The sequence below is a fragment of the Acidimicrobiales bacterium genome, assembly GCA_041394185.1.
Classification (GTDB): Bacteria; Actinomycetota; Acidimicrobiia; order Acidimicrobiales; family Poriferisodalaceae; genus JAAETH01.
Genome location: JAWKIQ010000001.1, coordinates 956,132 through 979,988, shown reverse-complemented (window position 1 = coordinate 979,988; position 23,857 = coordinate 956,132). Strand labels below are relative to the sequence as shown.

The window sequence follows — 23,857 nt, the reverse complement described above, 5'->3', positions numbered from 1 at the left end:
GTCAGCTGACCGGCGGTATCGCCAGGTATTCGTCGAGTTTTTCCTGGGCGCGGTCAGAGAACAGGATCTGGGCCACGTCGACCAGGCCCTCGGATGCCCTGATCTCAGAGTCGCGCACGACGAGGTCGATCTTCGAGCGGCGACGCATGAAGTCCTCGAGTTTGGTGACCATCTCGGTCCGCGCTGCCATGTGCAGTTCGACTCGCAGATAGTCGGCGTTGTCCATGACATCGACGCCCATCGACGGGTCCTGTTCGATCAGGTCCAGCATCTGGAACGCCCTGCGGCCGTAGCGCCGCCACAGCCGCTCGGACAGCGGCTCGACGTCTGGTCGCTCGCGCAGATCGTCCAGCCGCATCAGGCGTGCACGTCGGAAGAACTCCTCGCGGGTGGCAGCTGCAGGTTCTCCGTACCAGTTGTGCCGATCTTTCTCGAGAGGCAGCCCGAGACGTTCGACGGCCTTGGCGACCTCCTCACCCACGTTCAGGCAGTCGGTGAGCTTGCCACCGAGCACTGTGACGACCTTGCGTTTGCGGTTGACCTCGACCTCGTGTTTGCGTGACAGCTTGGTCCAGTCGACCTGCCTGCGGTCACCGCCGCCAGCCTTCACCACCAGTGGACGCACCCCGCAACGTTCTGCGATGACATCGCTGGTATCGAGCGGCTTCTCGAGGTCGAGGCGGGCGTTGATCTGTTCGAGCAGGAACCGGCGGTCTTCGTCGTCGACAGCGGTGAAGGGGGTGTCGACCCGCGTATCGGTGGTGCCGATCACCGAGCGCCGACCCATGGGAATCACGTAGAACAAACGGTCGGTGTCGTCGAAGAAGGCCAGCACCCGATTGTCGTTGGTCAGCCTGGGAACGATCAGGTGGATGCCCTTGGAGTAGACGATGCGATGCTTGGTCTTGACATCCCACTGCGAGTTGAGATCGTCTACGAATGGGCCGGCGGCATTGACGATCATGTTGGCAGTGCACCCCAGCACTGCCGGACGGCCGTCGGCATCGACGGCGTCGAGGTCGTGGAACTTCGCCTGCCATCTGGCGCCGTCGAAGCGGGCATCGACCAGCTCGACATAGTTGGCCGCGGCGGCGCCGACGTCCATGGCCGAACGGACGAAGCTGAACACGAACCTCGAGTCGTTGTCGGCCAAGTATGCGTCGTAGTACTCGATGCCCCCGGCCAGCTCGGTGGTGTCGACCAGCGGCTCGAGCCGCTCGATCTTTTCGGGCCGGTACACGCGGGGTCTGGGCGTGCGGAAGTTGCCGATGGCCCAGTACCCAAGGGCTCCCATGTAGGCGAACCAGGGCGCATATTTGCCATCTCGCTCGAGCGAGGCCATGAACCCGATCGACTTGATGTTGTCGGGGTACGCAGACAACAACCGATTGCGAGACATACACAGCTTGCGAACCAGTGCCAGCTCGTATGTCTCGAGATATTTGAACCCGCCCCACACCAGGTTCGACGACTCCTGGCTGGTGAACGCGCCGAAGTCTCCGCGATCGACCACCGCCACCGACGCTCCGCGACCGGCCAAGACCGCAGCAGAGACCGCCCCGTTGATACCCCCACCCACGACGAGCACATCGAAATGGCCGCCATCGATGCGATCGAGGTTTCGCCGCCGCAGCGACATCGGTTGAGGCGCTGCACTGAGGGGCGTTTGGCCGACAGACGACCCGAGGACATCGTTCGAAGTCACCCCGACCAGGGTACCAACGCGCCTCGCGTGGTTGACTTGGGCGATGGACTTCAAGGGCAAGATCGCTGTAATAACTGGGGCCGGCAGCGGCATGGGAAAGGACCTGGCTCTGTTGCTGGCCGCAGACGGCTGCAACCTGGCTCTGGGCGATGTCGACGCGGGGTCGGTCGATGAGGTCGCAGCGCAATGCCGAGCGCTCGACGCCCAGATCACCGTCAGCACCGCCACCGTCGACGTAAGCGACGAGGCCGAGGTCTTGGCCTGGCGCGACCACGTGACCGAGGCTCACGCCACCGACCACATCAACCTGTTGTTCAACAACGCGGGCATCGGCGGGGGCGGCAGCTTCATCGAGCATCCGCGCGCCGACTGGGAGCGCACGTTCGGCGTCTGCTGGTACGGCGTGTACTACTGCTCGCGAGCGTTCGTCCCAATGCTGATCGCGTCGACCGAGGGGCACCTCATCAACACCAGCAGCGTCAACGGCTTCTGGGCTTCCCTGGGACCGACCCGCCCTCACACCGCCTATAGCGCTGCCAAGTTCGCCGTGAAGGGATTCACCGAAGCGCTTACGACCGATTTCGCCAAGAATGCCCCTCATGTCAAGGCGTCTGTGGTCATGCCCGGTCACATCAGCACCGGCATCACACACAACTCGACCCGCATCTTGGGACACGCACTGAGCGAAGACGTCGCCGCGCTCTCGGGCGCCTTCCAGGAGAACGCCCCAACCACCAGCGCCGAGGCCGCACGAATAATCCTCGACGGGGTTCAGGCCGGACGCTGGCGGATCCTGGTCGGCGAGGACGCACACATCATCGACGAGATGGTTCGCGCCCACCCAGAGGAGGCTTACGAGGCAACCTTCGTCAACCGCCTCCACGAAGCCGGGGCGATGCAGACGCTGATCCCTGCACCTCCCAGCGCACACATCGACTGACCGCTCGCCTACAGGTGCGCGGCGATGTGGGATGCCGCCGCCGCCACACCAGAGGCGCCCATGGGGGCGCGCATCGACACGAGCGCTGCTTCGATCGTTGCCAGCGTGCCCAGCACCACGGGTGGGTTGGTGTGGCCCATGTGCCCGATGCGAAACGACCGATCGGCCAGGTCGGCCATTCCAACGCCGAGGGTCAGCCCGGCGCCTTGCTCGCAGATGTCGCGCAGTCGGCCAGCGTCGACATCGCCCGTGCGAACCGTGGTCACCGAGTCGGCTCTGGCATCGGGATCGACGACGTAGAGCGACAGTCCGCCCAGGGCTTCCCATGCCTCCACAGCTGCACGCACAGCGCCGGCCAGCACGTTGTGCCTGGCCCAGATGTTCTCGAGACCTTCCTCTTCGATCATCTTCAGCGACTCGGCCATTCCGTACAGGTGGGTCACGGGAGGGGTGCCGCTGTATTTGGTGTACACCGGGCCGTCACCCGAGCGGCTGGCCCAATCGAAGTAGGCATTGCGCAGTGTGGCCTTCTCGTAGGCGAGCAGGGCCTTGGGGCCGGCCCACACGAAACCCAGTCCGGGCGGCACCATCAGACCCTTCTGGCTGGCGCCGACCGTCAGGTCGACACCCCAGGCGTCCATCTCGTAGCGCATACAACCCAGGGTTGCGATGCAGTCGACCATCAAGAGCGCCCGGTGCCCGACCCTGTCGAGGGCCGCACGGATGGCCGCCACGTCGTTCAAAGCCGAGGACGATGTGTCGGCCTGCACCATCAGAACCGCGTCGATCTGCTGGTCGACGTCGGCTGTCAAGCGCTGCTCGAAGGCCGCTGGATCGACAGGATGGCCAGGCGCCGAGTTCATCACCTCGACGTCGATGCCCGAGGCTTGGGCGGCGATGCCCCACAACGAGGCGAATCGACCACATTCCAGCACCAACACCTTGTCGCCGGGCGACATGGTGTTTGATATCGCCATCTGCCACGCAGCGTGGCCGTTGCCGATGACTGCGAACACGGGGCCAGACGTTCTGGCAACCGAGGGCAAGCGGTCCAGAACGAACGCGCTGACGTCGACGATCTCGCCGCCGTAGATATTCGGCATGGCCCTGTCCATCGCCAAGCGCACACGCTCGGGCACGATCGAAGGGCCTGGAATTGGAACTAGCGGCGGTCCGAACCGAAGCGACATGTTGCGCGAAGCTATCGCGCAGCGACCCGGCGGACGCGCCGCCAGCGAGATCAGCGGCCTAGAAGCCGACCCAGGAAGCCACCCGAGCGCTCACCGGTGCCACACGAGCAGCGCTCGTCGACCGGCACATCGCCGAGCACCTGCTCGACATGCATCCCACATCCAGAAAAGGTCGGGCGACCACAGCTACGGCATTGAGTCCTCTGGCACATGCCAGCCAGTATAACGTCCGAATGTACGTACAACAAGACCCGGCGGGTGAACTACGTCACTGCCCGGGAGTCGAAGACAACACCACGTCGAACGACAACAACTCGGCACCGGTCGAAACCGGCGCACTGTGCTGCTGCTCTGGGCCCCCGGTACCCCGGTGGCCTTGCTGTTCTGGGCCCCCGGTACCCCGGTGGCCTTGCTGGTCTGGGCCCCCGGTACCCCGGTGGCCTTGCTGGTCTGGGCCTCCGGTACCCCGGTGGCCGTGCTGAAAGTTCTCGCTGTTGACCCAGTTCTCGAAGTCTTGAGCCGACTCCCAGTGAGTGACGACGAAGTATCTGCGCTCGTTCTCACCGGTCGGGCGCAGCAACTCAAAGCCCAGGAAGCCCGGCTCCTTGTCGACGGCTCCGAGACGCTTCGAGAACATCATCTCGATGCGCTCGCCCATACCCTCAGGAACTTCGATTGCGTTGATTCGAACGACAGCCATGCCGCCAAATTATCGGCTCAGCGCCCTATCGCGGCCGGTCACCCTTGACGGTGATGCGTCGCACGTGGCGCCTCGCACCCGCATAGTCGTGCAACGCATAGTGCTGCACACTGCGGTTGTCCCACATTGCGATGGTGCCCGGCTGCCACTTGAGTCTGAACGTGAAGCGCTCGAGCACCGCGTGGTCGCACAAGAACTCCAGCAGCGCATCGGACTCACGGCGGTTGAGGCCCTTGATATGGCTGGTGAACGCCCGGTTGACGTACAACCCCTTGCGCCCCGAAACCGGATGGGTTCGCACGACAGGATGCTCGACCGAGGCATGCGCCATGTCGCTGTTCTTGGTGGACATGGCCTGCGAATAGGTCGACTGGCCACCGGGCGCGTACTGCTTGGCAGCGCTGTGAACCGCCACCAGACCGTCGATCATCGACTGCATGGTGGGGCTCAGTGCCTCGTAGGCCGCGATCTGGCTCGAGAACAACGTGTCGCCGCCAACCGGAGGAATCTCGACCCCGTACAGGATCGAACCCATGTCGGGCTGCTCGAGGAAGGTCACGTCCGTGTGCCATCCGCCGCCGAAGTTCACGCGATCCGACGGCTCGGTGATGATGTCGAGAACCTCGGGGTGTTCGGGCTGGCCATCGACGAATGGATGCTCGTCGAGTTCGCCGAACCTTCGGCCGAAAGCCATCTGCTGGTCGACCGTCCACTGCTGATCGCGAAACACCAGAACCTGGTGTTCGACGAACGCGGCCTCGATGGCCTCGAAATCGGTGTCGCTCAGGGTGTCGTCGAGGACCACACCGCTGACCTCGGCACCGCAAGGACCTGCGAGCGGGGTGATGCTCAGCATTGCTTCACTCCCCTATCGGCTCTCACTCGACGATCGATATTGCGTGCTCTGGGCAGTTGGCGATGGCCAGGTTCGCCTTCTCGACCAGGTCGTCGGGGACGATGCCGTCGTTGAGCGCCGTAGCGGTTCCGTAGTCGTCGACGTCGAACAGTTCAGGTGCCAGCGAGTAGCAGCGGTTGTGACCCTCGCAGGCGTCCTGGTTCACTTCGATCTTCATGAGCTGGGCCTCCAAGCCTCAACGGGTCTGCCGGATACGAATGGGAAGAATACGCGGTCCGCGCACCTGACCTGCAGCCCAGGTCACGGCGCCCGGGTCTGCCAGTTCGAAATCGGGGATGCGAGCAAGGAATTCTTCTATCGCAACCCTCATTTCGAGGCGGGCCTGGTTCGAGCCGCCACACCTGTGGATGCCCACACCGAACGCTATGTGACGGTTCTCGGCCCGGTCGATGATGACCTTGTCGGCGTCGGGGAAGGCCTCTGGGTCTCTGTTGGCCGCAGGGAAGTTCATGATGATGCGATCGCCCTCGCTCATCGGACATCCGGCGTACTCGGTGTCTGCAGCCACGATGCGGGCCATGGTCACCGGCGAGTAGGCCCTCAGCAACTCCTCCACCGCCAAAGGGATGAGGCCGGGGTCGTCCACCAATCGCTGACGGTCCTCTGGATGGCCGGCCAGATGCCAGATCGCCGAGCCGATCGAGGACCACGTCGTGTCGATGCCGGCGATCAGCAGCAGGTTGCAGGTCTGGGCGACCTCTATGGGTTCGATCGCCACCCCGTCGACCTCGCCGTGCAGCAGCTGGCTGATGAGGTCGTCGCCAGGGTTTTCCAAACGCTCGGCCACAAGCCCGATGAAGTAGTTCAGTATCGAGTCGCGAGACTTGATGCGTAGATCGTCGTCGAAGTACCCCAGCTCGAGGATGCCGCGCACCCAACCGACGAACTCGTCCGTCATCGATTCTGGGATGCCCAACAGGTGACCTATGACGCGTGGTGGAATTTGCTGGGCGTATTCGGCGGCGCCGTCGACGACGTCTTCGCCGGCCTGGAATCGCTCGACGAACCCGTCGACCAGGCGCTTGCACAGCGCGCGGGTGAACGGCTCGTCGCGCTCTTCGACCAGCTGGGGCGAGAAGAACGGAAGGATCATGCGCCGGGCGCGGAGGTGCTCCGGGGGATCCGAATCGATCGGAGGCACCCTCATCTCTATGCCGTTGTCGGGTGGTGGGTCGTCGGGCCCCGCTATGACGGCCACGTCACGCGAGCTGAAGCGATCGTGGTCGCGCGCTATGGCCCTGAGGTCGTCGTATCGCGTCGGCATGAACGAGCCGCCGTGGCGCTGGGTGTGGGCCACCGGGCACTGCTGGCGCAGCTCGTCCCATATCGGGTACGGATCGACCGCATATCGCGGGTCGAGCAGGTCGTAATCGGTCTGCCAGTCGCGTGTTGGCTCTGGTGCGGTGTCGGTCATGTGGCCCCCTCCGGGGGCAACCATACCAGCAGCTGTCAGCCGAGGGCTAGCCGGCAGACTGGCGCGCTATTTCGAGCAGATGGCCCAGTTCGGCACCGAAGTCGTCGGCCAGATCTTCGAGATCTGGCATGAGTTCTCGACATGCCACCAGCCCCAGGTCGAGACAGTTCTCGAGGCTCTGCACCGTGACGTTGAGCCCCTGACCTTCGGCGATCGTCGACACCGGGTAGTAGTGAACGAGCCGCGCCGACCCCAGGAACATCGGCTTGCGGGGCCCGGGGACGTTCGACACGATCAGATTGGACGGCTGGGCGATGTGGTCGCCCATGCGGAAGCGGGTCATGGCGCCGGCAGCCTGCGTGAACAGGGCCGGTGGCGAGAACTCCGACAGATTCACAAGCGCCTCGGCAGGCACCAACTCGAAGTTGCCCTTGGCCTCGTTCATAGCCCCTGCGGCGAACGAGATGCGCTCGCCAGGGTCGGTCAGGTGGGTGGGTATACGGGCCACGATCGACGAGACGCGGTTGGTCCACATGTCTTCTTCCTGGCCTGTGCGGATCGACACCGGCACCGCTGCGACCAGCGGCTTTTCGGGCAGGGCCTGATGCCGCTCGAGGTAGCGGCGCAGCGCGCCTGCGGTGGTGGCCATCACGACGTCGTTCACCGTGGCGCCGAAATGGTTCTTGATCTCCTTGACCTCGTCGAGGGAGTAGGTCCGGTAAGCGAATCGCCGGTTTGCGGTGATGGCGCGGTTGAACGGCGTGCGCGGTGCCAACAGACCTGTGCCGTCGTCTCGCGTCTCGCCATTGCCACCCGGCAAGGTGTTGCGGGCCATGCCGGTGACGGCCCCGGCCAGCGCTCCGCTGTTCTTCGACATGATCTCGAAGAAGTCGGCGGCCATCCGCGATTGAGCGGCGAAGAATCGCCGGGGGCGCGACGCATAGCTCATCGCGGTGCGGCCCATCATCTCGAGGGGCGTCGGAAGACGCTCGGGCGCCGGCAGCGGGGGCATGGCGAGATCGGTGCGGGCGTCCTCGGAGTCGAGCAGCATCATCATCATCTCGGCGCCCGCGGCGCCGTCGATGGTGGCGTGGTGCACCTTGGTGAGGGCCGCCCAGCGCCCGTTCTCGAGCCCCTCGATGACATACACCTCCCACAGCGGCCGCGAGCGATCGAGCGGGCGGGCAATGATGCGAGCCACCAGGTCGGACAGCTCACGAGCCCCGCCGGGCGGCGGCACAGCTATGTGACGCAGGTGGAAGTCGAGGTCGAAGTCGGGGTCTTCGATCCACCACGGATGGTCGAGCCCGAAGGGCACCTCGACCAGGCGGCGACGGAATGGGTCGAGCACCGCAAGCCGCTCCTCGAGACGGTTGCGATAGAGCTCGTAGGGGGTCTCGTCGGAGTTGGCTGGGGCGTCATAGATGCCGAGCCCGCTGACGTGACCGAAGGTAGTGGGCGTCTCCATATAGAGGAACGCTGCGTCCAGGCCTGTGAGCTGCTTCATTTCATCTTGATCCCGTGTTCGGAGAGGCGTTTGGAGAATACGTTTGATGCGGTGTTGTAGGCAGCCAAGGCCACGGCGGCGCGCTTGGACCCGTCGAGCATGTTCGGCCCCATGGTGTGCAGGTCGTCGGGGCCAGGGCGAATCACCACCGAGTGCGCGGCATCGAGCCGCGCGACCTCGCTGTCGGTCTGACGCCGTGTCATCACCCTCAACGGATGCCAGGGCCCGCTGAGGCGCCCGACGTCGTGTATCGACATAGGCGAGCTCACCACGACGAGGTCCCAGCGAACGCCGCTGATGACGTCGGCGTTGTCTGACGAATGAACCCCGCCGTCGGTGTAGGTGCGGCCGCCGATGACAACCGGTTCGAAGACCGAGGGCACAGAACACGAGGCCGCCACGGCATCGCCAAACGACACGCCGCTCTGTGAGCCGTCGAAGACGGTGCGACGGCCGCTTCGCAGATCGACTGCACACACCGAGATGTGTGGATCGCCGGGCCACGCCCACGTGCCCGCGGGCCGGTCACTGACCAGACCATCGACCAGCGCACGAATCGGCTCGACGGGCGTGGTGCCCCTGGGGGCGAGCCCCGCCAGAGCAGCGCCTGGCGACACCGAACCATCGCCGGCCAGCGCAGACATGGCCGATCGCCACATCAGATGGGGAGCAACCGGCCATCCCAACGACGAGCGGCGTGGCCCGCTGTAGCCACTGCCGACCCTGGCGCGGGCCTCCGCGAGCAGCCTGGCGCCGGCTGGGCTGAGGGTGCCGCCCGTCTCACGCCGGTAGAGGTCGTTTGGATGCAGCCGCGCACCCAGCAGCGCCCCCGAGATCGAGCCCGCGCTGGTTCCGACGATGACTTGGAAGTCTCTGGCGTCGACACCCACCACGTCGTAGAGCGCTTTGACGACGCCGGCGTGAAAAGCACCACCCAGCACCCCACCAGATCCGAGCACCAAAGCCGCCTTCATCGGCGGTACGGTAACCATATGCCTGACGCCATGCAACTATCGGTCGGGGTCAAGTCATGATCGGCATCATCTGTCCCAGCGATGACCGCGCGATGCCGCCGAGATCAGATCGATCAAACTGTGAACCGCGCCACAGGTCATTCCGCTACCCCCATCGCATGTGCAAGGCTGGGCACCGTGGATAGCTCGCTAAATGTGCCGGCGCCCAGGCCACGGACGCTGGCCCTTCCGGCCGAGGGCCCCGACGACCAATGGGACGTCGACCACAAGCTCGCCACATCATGGCGGGCCCAGAGGCTGGGCCCCACCGTCGAGCGCCTCCGCAAGCACATACTGTCCGGCGGCGAACACTCGATAGAGCCCGGGCAATTCCGTGCCCTCGACAGCATCGCGGCTCACGGTCCGTGCCCGGTTCGCGAACTGGCGATGGCGATGGACGTCGAACCGTCGACGGCCACCCGGGCAACCTCGCGCCTCGAGGCGCTAGGGCTTGTGGTCAAGCGCCGCGGCGAGGCCGACCACCGTGAGGTGTTGCTAGAACTGACCGCGGCCGGGCGCGACTTGCACACTTATTTCGTCGACCGCGCCTTCGACACCTATAAAGAGATATTCAGCGTGTTCACCCTGGACGAGCGCATCATCTTGTCCGACCTACTCGAACGAATGCTCAAGTCCACCGAACACACCCTGGCCAGACCGGAGGCCCACAGATGGCCGACACCATGATTCCGCCATTCATCCCCTCGCTGGGCGACGTCGCCGAATGGGTTCGTGGCCACTCCGAAAAGGGACTGCCCGCCGCTAAGCCGACGCCTGCAGCGGCCTTCAAGTGGGTCACCGACGAATATCTGCTTCAGATAGAACTGGCCAGCAGCCGGCTTCGAGTCCCGGATGGCTCGTTCCGCAGGAGGCTTCGCAGCGAGCTGAGCGAAGCCCACGACATGTACACAGACCGGGGCTGGATGGCCGACCCACGCAGCTTCCACCGAGATCCTCAGGGTCCGCTGCAGGATGTAGAGAGCCGCCCGGCCCGATCGGGCCCATACCGCTACGAGCACATCCGCTTCACCAGCACGTACGAGCCCTGGGAGGGCGAGCCGGGCGCCGACCGTTGGATGGACTATCGCCCGGTGCGCAAGGGCCACGTCTGGATGATGCGCCACGAGGGCGAGCCCCGCCCATGGATGGTGCTGGTCAACGGGTACCGCACCGGCAGCCCGGCCATCGACCTGGCGTCGTTTCGGGCCAGGCACCTGTTCGAGAAGCTGGGCGTCAATGTCGCAGCGGTGGTGTTGCCCCTGCACGGCCCCCGGTCGCTGGGGCCCAGTGGCAGCCGCGTGCTTCACGCAGGTGCCATGAACACCGTTCACACCCTCACGCACGGCGCTTGGGACGTACGCCACGTGATTTCTTGGCTGCGCAGCAACTACGAGGCGCCGGCGGTGGGGCTGTCGGGAATATCGCTCGGCGGCTACATGGTGTCGCTGGTGGCGGGCCTCGAGCCCGGCCTGGCGTGTGTCATCGCCGGTGTGCCCGAAAGTGACCTGGTGCGCGGATTCCGCCGCCAACTCGACCCGCTGCTGCCCCCCTTCTACGAGCAGTGGGGCCTGTCGTGGGACTCGCTTTCCGATGTGTTGCAGGTGGCTTCTCCCCTGGCACTCGATTGCCAGGTCGACCACGATCGCAGGTTCATCTACGCAGGCCTGCTGGACCGGTGGGTGCGCCCCGGCAACGTCAAGGCACTGTGGAGCCACTGGGACGAGCCCAGCATCCTTTGGTATCAGGGCTCGCACCTGTCGTTCCCGTTCGAGAAGTCGGTCACCGACTACATCGACCAGGCGATAGTCACCTCGCTGACACCAACCGCCTGAACCCGTTCAGAGACGGTCGGGGTCGCCCAGCACCCTCAGCTCGCGGCGTATGACCTTGCCCGTGGTGGTCATGGGCAGCGAGTCGACGATCCTGACCTCTTTGGGAACCATGAAACGCTCGAGATCGTGTCGTGCGAACTCGAGCAGATCGGCGACATCGAGCTTGCGACCGGCCCGGGGCACTATGAAGGCCACGACCCGTTGGCCGTATTCCTCGTCGGCAAGCCCGACCACGGCCGCGTTGTCGACATCGTCGTAGCGTTCCAGAACCTCCTCGACCCGGCTGGGGAAGACGTTCTCGCCACCGGTGACGATCATGTCGTTGACCCGGCCCTCGACGTGCAAGAGGCCGTGTTCGTCCATGTAGCCCAGGTCGCCGGTCGCCATGAGGTTGCCGAACGACTCGCTGGTGGTTCCGTCTGTGTATCCGGAGAACCGCATCGAGCTACTGAGGTGTACGCGTCCGCGGGTGCCGGCCGATACCGGCATGCCCTCCCGGTCGAGAATGCCGATGACCACTCCCCTGGGCGCCCTGCCAACGGTGCCTGGCGACAGCCGTAGTGACTCGGGGTCGGCGACGGTTCCCAGCGCAGCCTCGGTCGAACCGTAGAAGTTGTAGAGGGTGTCGCCGAAGCGATCCATCCATTCGAGGGCTACGTCACCCGACAAGACGTTGCCGCTGCTGAGCACCAGACGCGGCCGCCTGATGTCGGAGATCTCGGGCGAGCGCAGCATGCGCTTCAGCATCAGCGGCACCACGGCGACGGCGTCGAACCGCGTCGATCGCATTAGCCCGATTGTGGACTCGACCTCGAACTTGGGTCGAAGGTGCAGGGTGGACGCAGTCGACAGGGCGATGGTGGCCTGACTGAGGCCCCAGGCATGGAAAAGCGGCGGGCACACCAGCACCTGGCCGCCAGCCCTGTATGGCACCTTCGCGAACATCGACAGGGCGTCAAGCCCCGGCGCCTTGTTGTCGCGTCGCGCCCCCTTGGGCGGACCCGTGGTGCCCGACGTCAAGATGACCAGGCGGCCCCGCCTCGTGGGCGGTGGGCAGCGACGCCGCTCGGCGGCCAGGGCCTCGAGCCCGCCGGGTTCGGACGAGTCGGCGAACACCACCCGCACCGAACCCTCGTTGACTATCGGCTCGACCAGGTCGGCGAACTCGAGGTCGGCGATTATCACGTCGATGTGTTCGCGGGCGACCACGTCCAGCAGGCTCGCTTGCGGCAGGGCGGTGCTGAGCATCACTACGTCGCGCCCGGCGCGCTCGGCCCCCACCTGGGCCAACACGAAGCCTCGATGGTTGCGGCACAAGATTCCGACGGTGCCGTCGCCCAGTTGAGACGAAGCCCTGGTGCGCAGCAGACCACCGATGTTGGAGGCGTACCGATCGAGCGTTGCGTAGTCGATGCTGCCGCGATGGTCGACCACCGCAGCGCGGCGCGGATAGCGGGTGGCGCTGGCGGCCACCATCGCGGAGATGCCCGCACCCCACCTGGCCACGGCCAGCGCCCGCGCCGAATTGAAAAACGGGTCGAGGCCGCCCAAGCGGGCGGCCATCGACATCAGTTCCGTCGCCTCAGCCATGCGACACGTCCTCGAATCGTTCACGAGTGGTCACTTCGGAAGCTCCGGTACACCCCCAACAGAGCGATCTTTTGATCCTCGCTCAGATGTGGGTCGGCCTGGATCGCTTCCACGACCGTGATCTTGGCATCGTCGTCGTCCTCGATGAGACCGGCGTACGACAGCAACGTCTCGGCCCTGACATTCAGCGCCGACGCCAGGGCCTTCAGCACACGAACCGACGGCTCGTGCAGGCCCCTCTCGAGCTGGCTGACGTAAGGGTCGGACAGGCGTGTGCGCTTGGCCAGCTCTCGCTGGCTGAGCTTCAGCAGGGTGCGCTGGGCCTTGATGAACTCGCCCAGCGTCTCGAGGCCGGCCTTGGGGGAGGACCCCCGGCCGGGCTCTTGACTCACTTGGACTGCTCGGCCTCGGGCTGGTCGGCCTCGTCGCGGTTCCAGATGCCAACGAGGCGGGTGGCGAAGTCGCGGTTGGCCTCGTGCATCATGGCCATGAACGAGAAGTAGTTCTCGACGACCTCGGCGGGCTTGGGCAGGTACTGTCCGAAGGGGGCTTCGAAGCTGGGAACGGCACCCAGGACGGTGTCGGCGATGCGCTCGTTGAACGAGATCACCTGCTCTTGCACGGTCTTGACGGTGTCGATCGAACGGGTCTGTGCGTCCTTGACGGTTTCCATGACGGCCATGGTTGTTCTCCTGATGTGATTAGCGAACTGCTAAGTAGAGTACGCAACCTTCGAAGTGATGACAACCCTCGCGCTAAGAATATTTCGCACGAGCCCCATCGCGGGTCGGGTCAGACGTAGGTAGACCCCTTCATGGCGTCCTTGTCGGTACGCATCACGACGTTGACCAATGCCGGCTTGCCGCTGTCGAGGGCCCGACGGATGGCCGGACCTATCTGGTCTGGTTCGGTGACGTATTCGCCGTGTCCGCCCAACGCCTCGACGACCTTGTCGTAGCGGGTGCTGGCCAGTTCGGTGGCCACCAGGCGATCCTGGCCATAGATCATGGCCTGGGGCCTCATCATCTGGCCCCACGCTGCGTCGTTGCCGACGATGCCCACTATCGGCAGCCCGAAGCGCACGGCCGTGTCGTACTCGAAACCGTTGAGGCCGAAAGACCCGTCGCCGTACACGATGACCACGCGCTTGTCGGGATGAGCCTTTTGTGCCGCCAGCGCAAACGGCATGCCCACCCCCAGGGTGCCGAGCGGCCCCGGGTCCATCCACAGACCGTTGCGCGGCACCCTGATGACCTTGCTGGCCTGGGCGACGATGTCTCCCCCGTCGCCGATGACGATCATGTCGTCGTCGATGGCATCGGCGATCTCGCGGCACAGGCGCATGGGATCGATGGGCACCTCTGCGCTGTTCAGCTGGGCGGCCAGGTCGGCTTCGATGCGCTCTTCGGCCGCACGCAGTTCGTCTCGATACGAGCGGTGATCGATGGCCAGACCCCGTTGGGCCGCCCGGCTGGTCAGGGCCGCGAAGTTGGCTCCCAGGTTGCCGACCAGGCCAACGTCGGCCGGGCGGTTCTGGCCGATGAGGGTCTCGTCGAGGTCGAGCTGGACGATCTTCGCATCCTTGGGAATCGAACCGCCGAACTTCATCCGGAAGTCCAGCAGGGTGCCGGCGAGCACCACCACGTCGGCGCCGTCGAGCGCTTGTCGTCGGGTGCGGTTGAAGAACTGCGCATTGTCCCAGGGCACCTGGCCCCGCCCCATGCCGTTGACGAAACACGGCGTGCCCGTCTGGTCGATGAACTCGACCAGGGCGGGGCCACCCTCGCTCCACTTGAGCGAAGTGCCCGCCATGATCATGGGCCTTTCTGCGCCCGCGATCAGGTCGAGGGCCTCGTCGAGCAGGTCGTCCGGAGCCGCAGCTGCTACTCGGTAGTCGCGGAATCTGGGCATCTTCACGGCGTCGAGGTCGATCGGTGCGTGCAAGACGTCCATGGGTATCTCGAGGAAGCTGGGTCCTGGGACACCCGACAGAGCGTGCCTGACGGCCAGCTCTACGTACTCGGCGATGCGGCCGGTCTCGTAGCACGCGTCGCTCCACTTCGAGATGGGGCGCATCAGCGAAACGTGATCCATCTCCTGCAGCGAACCACGCCGCAGGTTGTTGAACGGACCCTGGCCACCTATCACCACGATGGGCGAGTTGGCGCGCCACGCATTGGCCACCCCGGTGACCCCGTCGGTCACACCAGGACCGGCGGTCAGTACCGCGACTCCGACCTTGCCCGGGTGCAGTCGGGCCCAAGCGTCGGCCGCGTGCACCGCTGCCTGTTCGTGGCGTACATCGACCACTTCGATGCCTTCGTCGATGCACCCGTCGTAGATGCCCATGACGTGGCCACCCGACAACGTGAAGATGCACTCGACACCTGCGGCCTTCAGTGCCATTGCCGCCAGGCGGCCTCCGTGCGACATGTCGGTCATGGAACCGCCTCCTGCCTCCCGACTTCGGGACGCGCAATGGTGTGGTTGAATCTGCACCCGTGATCGTTTCAGCACCGGCCAGCAGTGGCAACTTGGGCCCGGGGTTCGACTGCCTCGGATTGGCGATGGAGCTGACCCTCGACGTCGAACCGGGCGCCGCCACGCTGTCCCCGGCGGGCGAAGGTCATCCCGCCATGGTGGGCTTTCGGTCGGCTGGCGGTGAAGGGCCACTGGGTTGGCAGTCGAAGATCCCCCCTGGCAAGGGCATGGGCTTTTCCGGGGCCTCATATGTCGCCGGAATCGCTGCTGCCATGCTTCAACACGGAGCCGACCTCGACGCCAGCCGCCCCGAGATCTGGCGGCTGGCGACCGAACTGGAAGGGCATCCCGACAACGCGGCCCCCTCGACGTTCGGCGGGCTCACCGTGTCGGCGGCAGGCAAGACGGTGTCGGTGCCTTTGCCCGACGACTTGTCGGTGGTGGCGTGGATACCCAAGGGTGAGGTGTCGACCAACGCCTCCAGATCGACCCTGCCGGCGACCGTCAGCCACGCCGACGCTGCCCACAACGTGGCCCACGCCACCATGCTGGTCGCCGGGCTGGCCACGGGCGATCTCGATGTGTTGTCGCTGTGCACCGACCGTTTGCACCAGCCTTACCGCCTGCAGGCCCTCCCCCACACCGAGGCGGCAATCGAGGCTGCCCTTGCGGCCGGGGCACTGACAGCGTTCTTGTCCGGCAGCGGGCCAACCGCAGCCGCTCTGTGCCGGCGAGCCGACGCGGATCGTGTCGCCGCGGCGATGCCCACAGAGGCGGCCCAGGCCCACACCAAGGTGCTGGCGATCGGGCTGCCGGTGCGTGTCGCACACTGAGCGCTCGCCGCGCTCGGGTGCTGGCCTGCCCCTCTGTGCGCCCTAGTCTGGGTGGGTGGCAGACAACTCAGCTATCACCGACGTGCAGGTCACCTTCGAGCGTCCGTTGCTCGAGACCTGGGTAGCGGCCGCCGAAGCCGCCTTGCGAGGCCGTTCCATAGATTCGCTGGTGGTCGACGGCCCCGACGGAACCCAGATCCATCCCCTCTACACGCGCGAACAACATCAACGCCCTACCTCTCTGCCTGGCACCGGAGACCACAGGCGAGGCGCCACGGCCGCCGCGACAAGGGCCGGTTGGGACGTCCGTCAGCAGCTCGACGCCACGTCGCCAGAGGTCAACGCCCAGATCCTGCAGGGTCTCGAGCGAGGCGTCACCTCGATTGCGCTGGTCAACTGCCCCGCCGACCGCTCACAGCTGGAGGCCGTGCTCGAGGGCGTGTACCTCGACATGGCCGGTGTTCACCTCGACGGCGCCCACCCGACGCCGATGATCGAGCTGTGGAGGGCCCGCGACCTGGGCCAGATGCCCATCGGTTCGCTCGGAATCGACCCCATCGGGCGGCTGGCCGCCACCGGGTCGCTGCCCAGCACCCTCGAAGCAGCACTGCACGAGATGTCCGAGGTCGCCTACGAGGTGGGCGACATGCCCATGGTCGTGCCGGTTCGCGTCGACGGCCGTCCATACGGCCACGCGGGCGCCGGGGCAGCCACCGAGATCGCATGCATGCTGTCGACGGCGGTCACCTACCTTCGCAACCTGGTCGACCAGGGGCGCAGCGTCGACGAGGCCGTCCATGACCTCGCCTTCTCGATGACCGTCGACGCCGACCAGTTCACCTCCATCGCCAAGCTGCGGGCCGCCAGGGTGTGCTGGGCGCGAATAGTCGAGGCATGTGGCGGCCACGAGCGGGGCATGCGCATACACGCCCAGACCTCGTCGTCGATGATCACCCGTGTCGATCCGTGGGTGAACATGCTTCGCACCACCATCGGCGCGTTCGCCGCCGCAGTCGGCGGCGCCAAGGCCATCACCGTCACCCCCTTCGACGCCGCACTGGGCCAACCCGACGATCTGGGGCTGCGCATCGCCCGCAACATCCAGTTGATCCTGGCCGAAGAATCGGCTTTGGCGTCCGTGATCGACGCCGCGGGCGGTTCGTACTATGTAGAGAACCTCACCGATCAGATCGCCCAGCGGGCCTGGGCGCTGTTCCAGCAACTCGAGGCTGGGGGCGGCATCGCCGCGGCCCTGCTCGATGGGCGCTTGCAGAGCGACATCGCAGCAGCCAGGCAACGCACCGAGGCCAAGGTGGCCAGGCGCAAGCAGGCCATCACCGGCGTCACCGAGTTTCCCGACCTGGCCGAACAACAGCTCACCAGGGCACCTGCTGCTGCAGGCGGAGACTCCTCCACCGGGGTCGTAACCTGTGAACCGCTTGGCCTGTTCCGACCCGCCGAGACGTTCGAGCAGCTGCGTTCGGCGGCCCCGGCCGCCTCGGTGTTCTCGGCCAACCTGGGCTCGGTGGCAGCACACACGGCACGAGCCACCTTCGCGGCGAACCTGTTCGCCGTGGGCGGGGTTGCAACCCTGGCCACCGACGGGTTCGACGACAACGAAGCGATGGCCGAGGCATTCGTGTCGTCTGGGGCGAGCGTGGCGGTCATCTGTGGATCCGACGCCCAGTACGCCGAGTCGGCCGCAGCCGCCGCCCGGGCCCTCAAGGATTCCGGAGCGACATACGTTTATCTGGCAGGATCGCCCGGCGACAACGAGTCGGCTTGGCGCCAGGCCGGCATCGACGAATTCGTGCATCTCGGCGTCGACGTCGCCGAGGTGTTGACCCGAGCTCACCAGGTTCTGGCCCAGGGAGGCGCCCGATGACCGCGGTACCCGACTTCACCAGTGTCGACCTCGCCGGCGGATCGTCCGGCGACGAAGGCGACCTCGATCGTTGGCTGCTGATGGCCGAGGCCCAGATCGGCTCAGAGGACGTGTTCACCAACACGCCAGAGGGCATCGAGGTGGCGCCTCTGTACACGGCGGCCGACCTCGATGGCCTGGGCGACCTCGACTCGCTGCCCGGATTCGCCCCGTTCGTGCGTGGCCCGTACTCGACGATGTACACCAACCAGCCGTGGACGGTTCGTCAGTACGCGGGCTTCTCGACCGCAGAAGACTCGAACGCGTTCTATCGCCGCAACCTCGCAGCGGGCCAAAAGGGCCTGTCGGTGGCGTTCGACCTGGCCACACATCGCGGCTACGACTCCGACCACCCCAGGGTGGCGGGCGACGTCGGCATGGCCGGTGTTGCCATCGACTCGATCTACGACATGCGCACACTGTTCGGTGGCATCCCGCTGGATCAGATGAGCGTGTCGATGACCATGAACGGTGCGGTGCTGCCCGTTCTTGCGCTGTATGTCGTGGCCGCCGAGGAGCAGGGCGTCAAGCCCCAGCAGCTGGCCGGAACCATTCAGAACGACATTCTGAAGGAGTTCATGGTCCGCAACACCTACATCTACCCGCCGGCGCCCAGCATGCGCATCATCGGCGACATCTTCGAGTTCACCAGCCAGAACATGCCGCGGTTCAACTCGATCTCGATCTCGGGCTATCACATGCAAGAGGCCGGGGCCACGGCCGATCTCGAGCTGGCCTACACCCTCGCCGACGGTGTCGAGTACATCCGAGCCGGTATCGATGCCGGGCTCGGCGTCGACGACTTCGCTCCGAGGCTCAGCTTCTTTTGGGCCATCGGAATGAACTTCTTCATGGAGGTGGCCAAGCTGAGGGCGGCGCGGCTGTTGTGGTCGCAGCTCGTTTCGGGCTTCAACCCAACCAACCCCAAGAGCCTGTCGCTGCGCACCCACAGCCAGACCTCGGGCTGGAGCCTCACCGCTCAGGATGTCTACAACAACGTGGTTCGCACTTGTGTCGAGGCCATGGCCGCCACCCAGGGCCACACGCAGAGCCTGCACACCAACGCCTTCGACGAGGCGTTGGCCCTGCCGACCGACTTCAGTGCCCGCATTGCGCGAAACACCCAGCTGGTGCTGCAGCAAGAGTCGGGCACGACGCGCTCGATCGACCCTTGGGGCGGCAGCTATTACGTCGAGGCCCTCACCCACAAACTGGCCGCCCGTGCCATGGAACACATCCGCGAGGTCGAGGAGCAGGGCGGAATGGCCAAGGCCATCGATGCCGGCATCCCCAAGCTGCGCATCGAAGAGGCCGCGGCGCGCACGCAGGCCCGCATCGACTCGGGCCGTCAGACGGTGGTTGGTGTCAACAAGTACCGTCTCGACGGCAACGAGGACATTGCTGTTCTGAAGGTCGACAACGCCGAGGTGCGTGCCGCCCAGATCGCCAAACTCGAGCGACTGCGCGCCGAACGCGACCCCAGCCGGGTTGCCAGCGCTCTCGATGCGCTCACCAACGCAGCGTCGCGGGGTGATGGAAACCTGCTGGCGCTGTCGATCGACGCGGCCCGTGCGATGGCGACGGTCGGCGAGATCAGCGACGCCGTCGAGAAGGCATTCGGGCGCCACGTCGCCCAGGTGAAGACGATCTCGGGCGTGTACAGCTCTGAGATGGGAGGTTCGGCCGAGGTGACCAGCGCCCGCGAACGCATCGAGTCCTTCGAGGCACAACACGGCCGCCGGCCCCGCATCCTGGTGGCCAAGATGGGCCAGGACGGCCACGACCGCGGACAGAAGGTCATCGCCACCGCGTTCGCCGATCTGGGCTTCGACGTCGACATCGGCCCCCTGTTCTCGACCCCGGCCGAGGTTGCGCTGCAGGCCGTCGAGAACGACGTCCACATCGTCGGTGCCTCGTCGCTGGCGGCAGGCCACCTGACCCTGGTGCCAGAGCTCAAGGCCGAGCTCGCCGCGCTGGGCCGCGACGACATCCTGGTGGTGGTGGGCGGAGTCATCCCGCCTCAGGACTTCGATGCACTGCGCCAGGCCGGCGCAGCAGCGATCTTCCCACCCGGCACCGTCATCGCCGACGCTGCTCTGGAGCTGTTGGACCGCCTCGACTAGGCAGCCCCCCACATGGCGGCTTGCGCTTGTGCCGCCCCGGCACCGGCCGACAGGCTTGGCGATGTTCACGCGCCACACACCAGCTCGCGCCCTCGTTTGCCTGGTGGCCATAGTGTCTTGCGTCTTGGCAGTGGACAACGCCGGAGCCCAAACCTGGCGGGCCTCAGCGCCCACGCCCGGCGTGATAATCCCTCCGGCCGCGCTGACCCCGGTGCGGGCCATCGTCAACCCGTCGTTCGAGGTCGCCTCGGTGGTGACCAACCCGACCCTGTTCGATGCGCTCAACGGGGCTCAGTCGCCCAAGATCACCGGTTGGCAGTCGACCCACCCACCCACGGCCACAGCGGGCGGACGAGACCACCCGATCGAGGTCATCAACTCTGGCAAGTACGGCATCGCAGCCCTCACAGGTGATACCTATATCGAGCTCAACGCCGAGACGGGGTCGGCGGTGTTCCAGGATCTGTGTTTGCAGGCGGGCGAAGCCGTTGCCTGGACCGCTCATCACCACGCGCGCACCGGCAGCTTCAACGAGACCATGCAGGTGACCATCACCGAGCCCGCCGACTGGGTCGACGTCGTGCCACCCGCTTCGCCCGACTATTCGTCTGGGCCGCTAGAGGCCCGCAAGAACGAGGGTTGGAAGACATGGACCGGAACGTGGAGCGGGCCCGCCGCCGCCGGCCCATACCGCTTCGCTTTCGACGTGTTGGTCGGCGCGCCCACCGCTGACATCGGCAACCTCCTCGAGGACATCTCCGTCGACCTGCCCGCCCTGGTCGAGTTCTACGACCAACCTTCCACCAACCCGTCGTTGACCACAGAGTCGGGCGGCGCAGTGCTGTCACTGGTCGTCAACGGTGAGCTGACAGGCCCCACGACCCTGACCCTGGCGCCAACGGCTGCCAGCGAAATCACCAGTGCCGACCTCAGCATCGGCACCATCCGCGACGGCAACGGCAACCCCATCGTCGGGGCAACCACCTCGGAGGGGGCCAACGGGGCCATCTCGGTGACGCTGCCCGCCGGGACCTATTGGCCCAACGATCGTTCGGCCTATGTGCAGATACCGCTCGATCTCGTCGACGCCATCGCAGACCCAAACGAGTTGGCCGAGTGGGTCGTGCAAGGCCCGGCCGGTGTGCTCGAGGCCGGCGACGCGTTGTGCAACGGCACGCCCGACACGGTCCACTCGATGACCATCGGCGCAGGCCACGATCTCGCCTTGGCGTTCTCGACACCCGACGCACCGGCCCTGGGATCTGATGTCGTCTGGGAAGCCACGGTTTCCAATATCGACGCCCAGGACGAGCCGGGGCCGGTCTCGGTTTCGGTCACGTTCTCGCCGACGTACACCTCGCTGGGTGGTAGCGGTTTGGGATGGTCGTGTTCAAACAATCCCAACTCGATCGTGTGCTTCTTCATCAATCCGCTGAACGCGGGCGACACCACGCCACCTCTGACGATCCTGACCACCGTCGGAGGCACGGTCGGCGACGTGGCCAACGCAACCGCGGTTGCCACCGGCGTTGCCACCGACGTCAATCCTGCCAACAACACCGTCGCTGTGTCCGACACGGTGCAGAACGGGCTGCCCGGCACCGGCATCGACACCACGTCGGGCCTGTCGATGGGCACCACCCTGATCGCAGCCGGATTGGCACTGCTGTATCTCGCCCACCTGCTCGATCTCAGGGGCCGGGTCCTGAAGGCGGGCATGACGATGGTGGCGACCACGTCAGACCACTGGCGTCGCTGACGCTACCGTCGGGGCAATGCCAGCCACGCCGCCGTCCAGCGAAGAGCTCGCCGCAGGGGTGAAGGCCCAGGATCGGGCGATGCTCGGTCGTAGCATCACCCTCGTCGAGTCGACTCGCCCATCCGACCGACAGCGTGCACAGGACCTCCTCGCCCTTCTGGGGTCGGCCGAGGGGACCCACCGCATCGGCATCACCGGCGTACCAGGGGTGGGCAAATCGACGTTCATCGACGAACTCGGCACCTATCTCACCGGCCTGGGCCACCGCGTTGCCGTGCTGGCGGTCGACCCCACCAGCAGTCGCAGCGGGGGCTCGATCCTGGGCGACAAGACCCGCATGGCACGGCTGTCTGTGGATCGGCAGGCCTTCATTCGCCCCAGCCCCACTGCCGGGACCCTGGGCGGTGTGGCTCGCCGCACCCGAGAGTCGATCGTGGTCGTCGAGGCGGCCGGCTTCGACGTGGTCCTGGTCGAAACCGTCGGCGTGGGCCAAAGCGAGACGGTCGTAGCCGACATGGTCGATGTGTTCCTGGTGTTGATGCTTCCGGGCGCTGGCGACGAACTGCAGGGAATCAAGAAGGGCATACTCGAGATTGCAGACATCATCGCCGTGAACAAGGCCGACGGCGACAACGCCGCACGGGCCCGATCGGCGGCGCGCGACTACATGGCCGCCATGCGCCTGCTCGAGCCCAAGTCGCCGAACTGGAACCCCACCGTGGTGACATGCGCCGGTCTGACCGGGCTGGGTGTGCCAGAGCTGTGGCAGCAACTTCAGCTGCACCGCAAGAAGCTCACCGACGCCGGCGAGTTCGTCTCGAAGCGCAGCGCTCAGCGCGTCAGGTGGATGTGGGACGCATTTCGAGACGAGCTGGTCGACCGGGCCCTGGCCGACCAGCGGGTGGCCGACCTGGTGCCGCAACTGGAGGCTCATGTTCTGGCCGGCGACGAGCCTCCTGGCCGAGCAGCGACGCGGCTGCTCGACACGTTCCTGTCCCGCTGACGGTTTGTCGTGGGCGCGGCAACGTCGGTACGGTGCGGCCCATGATCATCATCGCAGGAACCCTCTCCGTCAACGCCGACGACCGCGACGCAGTGCTCGAGGCTGCCAAGGCCGCCATGGCGGGCACCAGCCAGGAAGAGGGCAACATCGAGTATGTGATGTCGCCAGACGTCAACGATCCGTCGACCATTCGCCTGTTCGAGATGTGGGAATCGGCCGCGAACCTGGCAGGCCACATGGGCACCGACCACATGAAGGATTTCGGTCGCGCCACCAAGGGCATGTTCACAGGTCGGTCGATCAAGATGTACGAAATCGGCGAGATCAAGGATCTGTAACGCCACAACCGGTCCCTATCGTGGGGCCATGAGTTCGTCGGACCTGCTTGCAGAGGTGCTGCTCGGGGCAATGCCCAAGGTCGACGATCATCCCGACATCGCAGGGCTGTTCCGCGACCCCGAGATTCTCCCTTTGCTGGGCCCCGCGCTGGCCCATCCTCTGCGAGACCTCGGGGTCGAGGTCGTGTTGGGGCCAGAGGCGCGGGGGTTTGCACTGGGAACCCTGGTAGCCGCCGAGCTCGGAGTCGGCCTGGTGCTGGCCCGAAAGGCCGGCACCAATCACCCAGGCGCCGACATTCGGGCCGTGTCGTCCTCCACCTGGAGGGGCCGCAGCGAGACGTTTCTGCTGAGGTCGTTCGACATCGAGCCCGGTCGGCGATTTGCCGTGGTCGACGACTGGATCACCACCGGCAACTCCACCCGGGCCCTGCGCGACGCAGCCGTTGGGCTGGGTGGCGTCTACGTGGGCTGTTCTGCCATCGTCAACAAGGCCACCCCCGCCACCATCGCCGAGCTCGGCGCCCACACCGTCGTCGACTTCGACCGCCTTTGACCCCACCCCACCGCCGGCCCTTTCACCCCTAAGCTC

General features: G+C 65.8%; 22 protein-coding genes. 10 read left to right on the top strand and 12 right to left on the bottom strand.

What is annotated here, in order from left to right; genetic code table 11:
• Position 1: 1 nt before the first annotated feature.
• Entirely contained in the window at positions 2–1,705 is a 1,704-nt protein-coding gene (locus R2770_04635; protein MEZ5279737.1) for an FAD-dependent oxidoreductase, read from the bottom strand.
• A 43-nt stretch (positions 1,706–1,748) separates the two neighbouring features.
• On the opposite strand from R2770_04635, the gene R2770_04630 reads away from it, so the two are divergent.
• Positions 1,749–2,645 carry an SDR family NAD(P)-dependent oxidoreductase gene (locus R2770_04630; protein ID MEZ5279736.1) on the top strand — a complete coding sequence of 299 codons (897 nt, stop codon included), beginning with the start codon at positions 1,749–1,751 and terminating at the stop codon, positions 2,643–2,645.
• A gap of 8 nt (positions 2,646–2,653) precedes the next feature.
• Here R2770_04630 and R2770_04625 read toward each other — a convergent pair whose 3' ends face one another.
• The 7 genes from R2770_04625 to R2770_04595 form a co-directional block, all read right to left on the bottom strand.
• Positions 2,654–3,784 carry an aminotransferase class V-fold PLP-dependent enzyme gene (locus tag R2770_04625; protein MEZ5279735.1) on the bottom strand — a complete coding sequence of 377 codons (1,131 nt, stop codon included), beginning with the start codon at positions 3,782–3,784 and terminating at the stop codon, positions 2,654–2,656.
• Positions 3,785–4,103: 319 nt separating this feature from the next.
• The gene (locus tag R2770_04620; protein ID MEZ5279734.1) at positions 4,104–4,535 is read right to left on the bottom strand and encodes an antibiotic biosynthesis monooxygenase; all 432 of its coding nucleotides are present in this window, start codon (positions 4,533–4,535) and stop codon (positions 4,104–4,106) included.
• Positions 4,536–4,560: 25 nt separating this feature from the next.
• The gene (locus R2770_04615; GenBank protein MEZ5279733.1) at positions 4,561–5,391 is read right to left on the bottom strand and encodes a TauD/TfdA family dioxygenase; all 831 of its coding nucleotides are present in this window, start codon (positions 5,389–5,391) and stop codon (positions 4,561–4,563) included.
• Between the two features lie 22 nt (positions 5,392–5,413).
• Positions 5,414–5,608: a ferredoxin gene (locus R2770_04610; GenBank protein ID MEZ5279732.1), complete on the bottom strand. Its 195-nt coding sequence runs from the start codon at positions 5,606–5,608 to the stop codon at positions 5,414–5,416.
• A gap of 18 nt (positions 5,609–5,626) precedes the next feature.
• A complete protein-coding gene (locus tag R2770_04605; protein ID MEZ5279731.1) occupies positions 5,627–6,865 on the bottom strand; it encodes a cytochrome P450 in 1,239 nt (412 codons plus the stop codon).
• A gap of 46 nt (positions 6,866–6,911) precedes the next feature.
• Positions 6,912–8,372 carry a wax ester/triacylglycerol synthase family O-acyltransferase gene (locus R2770_04600; protein ID MEZ5279730.1) on the bottom strand — a complete coding sequence of 487 codons (1,461 nt, stop codon included), beginning with the start codon at positions 8,370–8,372 and terminating at the stop codon, positions 6,912–6,914.
• Positions 8,369–9,346, bottom strand: coding sequence for a patatin-like phospholipase family protein (locus R2770_04595; GenBank protein ID MEZ5279729.1), 978 nt, complete (start codon positions 9,344–9,346; stop codon positions 8,369–8,371). The genes R2770_04600 and R2770_04595 overlap by 4 nt, the downstream gene beginning before the upstream one ends.
• Positions 9,347–9,523: 177 nt before the next feature.
• Here R2770_04595 and R2770_04590 point away from each other — a divergent pair, with 177 nt between their 5' ends.
• Complete coding sequence (locus R2770_04590) at positions 9,524–10,072, top strand: MarR family transcriptional regulator (protein MEZ5279728.1); 549 nt, start codon at positions 9,524–9,526, stop codon at positions 10,070–10,072.
• On the top strand, positions 10,057–11,217 hold the full coding sequence (locus R2770_04585) for a hypothetical protein (protein MEZ5279727.1): 1,161 nt from the start codon (positions 10,057–10,059) through the stop codon (positions 11,215–11,217). Before R2770_04590 ends, R2770_04585 begins: the two co-directional genes overlap by 16 nt.
• Positions 11,218–11,223: 6 nt before the next feature.
• On the opposite strand, the gene R2770_04580 is transcribed toward R2770_04585, so the two are convergent.
• From R2770_04580 to R2770_04565, 4 genes are all read right to left on the bottom strand, one after another.
• The gene (locus R2770_04580; GenBank protein MEZ5279726.1) at positions 11,224–12,807 is read right to left on the bottom strand and encodes an AMP-binding protein; all 1,584 of its coding nucleotides are present in this window, start codon (positions 12,805–12,807) and stop codon (positions 11,224–11,226) included.
• 20 nt (positions 12,808–12,827) lie between these two features.
• A complete protein-coding gene (locus tag R2770_04575) occupies positions 12,828–13,199 on the bottom strand; it encodes a helix-turn-helix transcriptional regulator (GenBank protein MEZ5279725.1) in 372 nt (123 codons plus the stop codon).
• Positions 13,196–13,489 (bottom strand): hypothetical protein, encoded by a 294-nt coding sequence (locus R2770_04570; GenBank protein ID MEZ5279724.1) that lies wholly within the window; start codon positions 13,487–13,489, stop codon positions 13,196–13,198. Before R2770_04570 ends, R2770_04575 begins: the two co-directional genes overlap by 4 nt.
• Before the next feature lie 110 nt (positions 13,490–13,599).
• A complete protein-coding gene (locus R2770_04565) occupies positions 13,600–15,249 on the bottom strand; it encodes a thiamine pyrophosphate-binding protein (protein ID MEZ5279723.1) in 1,650 nt (549 codons plus the stop codon).
• 59 nt (positions 15,250–15,308) lie between these two features.
• Here R2770_04565 and R2770_04560 point away from each other — a divergent pair, with 59 nt between their 5' ends.
• From R2770_04560 to R2770_04530, 7 genes are all read left to right on the top strand, one after another.
• Positions 15,309–16,121 (top strand): homoserine kinase, encoded by an 813-nt coding sequence (locus R2770_04560; protein ID MEZ5279722.1) that lies wholly within the window; start codon positions 15,309–15,311, stop codon positions 16,119–16,121.
• 55 nt (positions 16,122–16,176) lie between these two features.
• Complete coding sequence (locus R2770_04555; GenBank protein ID MEZ5279721.1) at positions 16,177–18,006, top strand: methylmalonyl-CoA mutase family protein; 1,830 nt, start codon at positions 16,177–16,179, stop codon at positions 18,004–18,006.
• Entirely contained in the window at positions 18,003–20,168 is a 2,166-nt protein-coding gene (gene scpA / locus R2770_04550) for a methylmalonyl-CoA mutase (protein MEZ5279720.1), read from the top strand. Before R2770_04555 ends, scpA begins: the two co-directional genes overlap by 4 nt.
• A gap of 124 nt (positions 20,169–20,292) precedes the next feature.
• Entirely contained in the window at positions 20,293–21,927 is a 1,635-nt protein-coding gene (locus R2770_04545) for a hypothetical protein (protein MEZ5279719.1), read from the top strand.
• Positions 21,928–21,943: 16 nt separating this feature from the next.
• On the top strand, positions 21,944–22,930 hold the full coding sequence (gene meaB / locus R2770_04540; GenBank protein MEZ5279718.1) for a methylmalonyl Co-A mutase-associated GTPase MeaB: 987 nt from the start codon (positions 21,944–21,946) through the stop codon (positions 22,928–22,930).
• Positions 22,931–22,971: 41 nt separating this feature from the next.
• A complete protein-coding gene (locus R2770_04535) occupies positions 22,972–23,268 on the top strand; it encodes a putative quinol monooxygenase (GenBank protein MEZ5279717.1) in 297 nt (98 codons plus the stop codon).
• Between the two features lie 28 nt (positions 23,269–23,296).
• The gene (locus R2770_04530) at positions 23,297–23,821 is read left to right on the top strand and encodes a phosphoribosyltransferase family protein (GenBank protein MEZ5279716.1); all 525 of its coding nucleotides are present in this window, start codon (positions 23,297–23,299) and stop codon (positions 23,819–23,821) included.
• The last annotated feature ends 36 nt before the right edge of the window (positions 23,822–23,857 follow it).

What these genes read in the sequence shown, in the direction of transcription:
- R2770_04570 (MEZ5279724.1), bottom strand. Translation starts at nt 13,489, where the DNA reads ATGGCCGTCATGGAAACCGTCAAGGACGCACAGACCCGTTCGATCGAC.
- R2770_04535 (MEZ5279717.1), top strand. Translation starts at nt 22,972, where the DNA reads ATGATCATCATCGCAGGAACCCTCTCCGTCAACGCCGACGACCGCGAC.
- meaB (MEZ5279718.1), top strand. Translation starts at nt 21,944, where the DNA reads ATGCCAGCCACGCCGCCGTCCAGCGAAGAGCTCGCCGCAGGGGTGAAG.
- R2770_04530 (MEZ5279716.1), top strand. Translation starts at nt 23,297, where the DNA reads ATGAGTTCGTCGGACCTGCTTGCAGAGGTGCTGCTCGGGGCAATGCCC.
- R2770_04615 (MEZ5279733.1), bottom strand. Translation starts at nt 5,391, where the DNA reads ATGCTGAGCATCACCCCGCTCGCAGGTCCTTGCGGTGCCGAGGTCAGC.
- R2770_04600 (MEZ5279730.1), bottom strand. Translation starts at nt 8,372, where the DNA reads ATGAAGCAGCTCACAGGCCTGGACGCAGCGTTCCTCTATATGGAGACG.
- R2770_04610 (MEZ5279732.1), bottom strand. Translation starts at nt 5,608, where the DNA reads ATGAAGATCGAAGTGAACCAGGACGCCTGCGAGGGTCACAACCGCTGC.
- R2770_04630 (MEZ5279736.1), top strand. Translation starts at nt 1,749, where the DNA reads ATGGACTTCAAGGGCAAGATCGCTGTAATAACTGGGGCCGGCAGCGGC.
- R2770_04585 (MEZ5279727.1), top strand. Translation starts at nt 10,057, where the DNA reads ATGGCCGACACCATGATTCCGCCATTCATCCCCTCGCTGGGCGACGTC.
- R2770_04595 (MEZ5279729.1), bottom strand. Translation starts at nt 9,346, where the DNA reads ATGAAGGCGGCTTTGGTGCTCGGATCTGGTGGGGTGCTGGGTGGTGCT.
- R2770_04605 (MEZ5279731.1), bottom strand. Translation starts at nt 6,865, where the DNA reads ATGACCGACACCGCACCAGAGCCAACACGCGACTGGCAGACCGATTAC.
- R2770_04565 (MEZ5279723.1), bottom strand. Translation starts at nt 15,249, where the DNA reads ATGACCGACATGTCGCACGGAGGCCGCCTGGCGGCAATGGCACTGAAG.
- scpA (MEZ5279720.1), top strand. Translation starts at nt 18,003, where the DNA reads ATGACCGCGGTACCCGACTTCACCAGTGTCGACCTCGCCGGCGGATCG.
- R2770_04580 (MEZ5279726.1), bottom strand. Translation starts at nt 12,807, where the DNA reads ATGGCTGAGGCGACGGAACTGATGTCGATGGCCGCCCGCTTGGGCGGC.
- R2770_04620 (MEZ5279734.1), bottom strand. Translation starts at nt 4,535, where the DNA reads ATGGCTGTCGTTCGAATCAACGCAATCGAAGTTCCTGAGGGTATGGGC.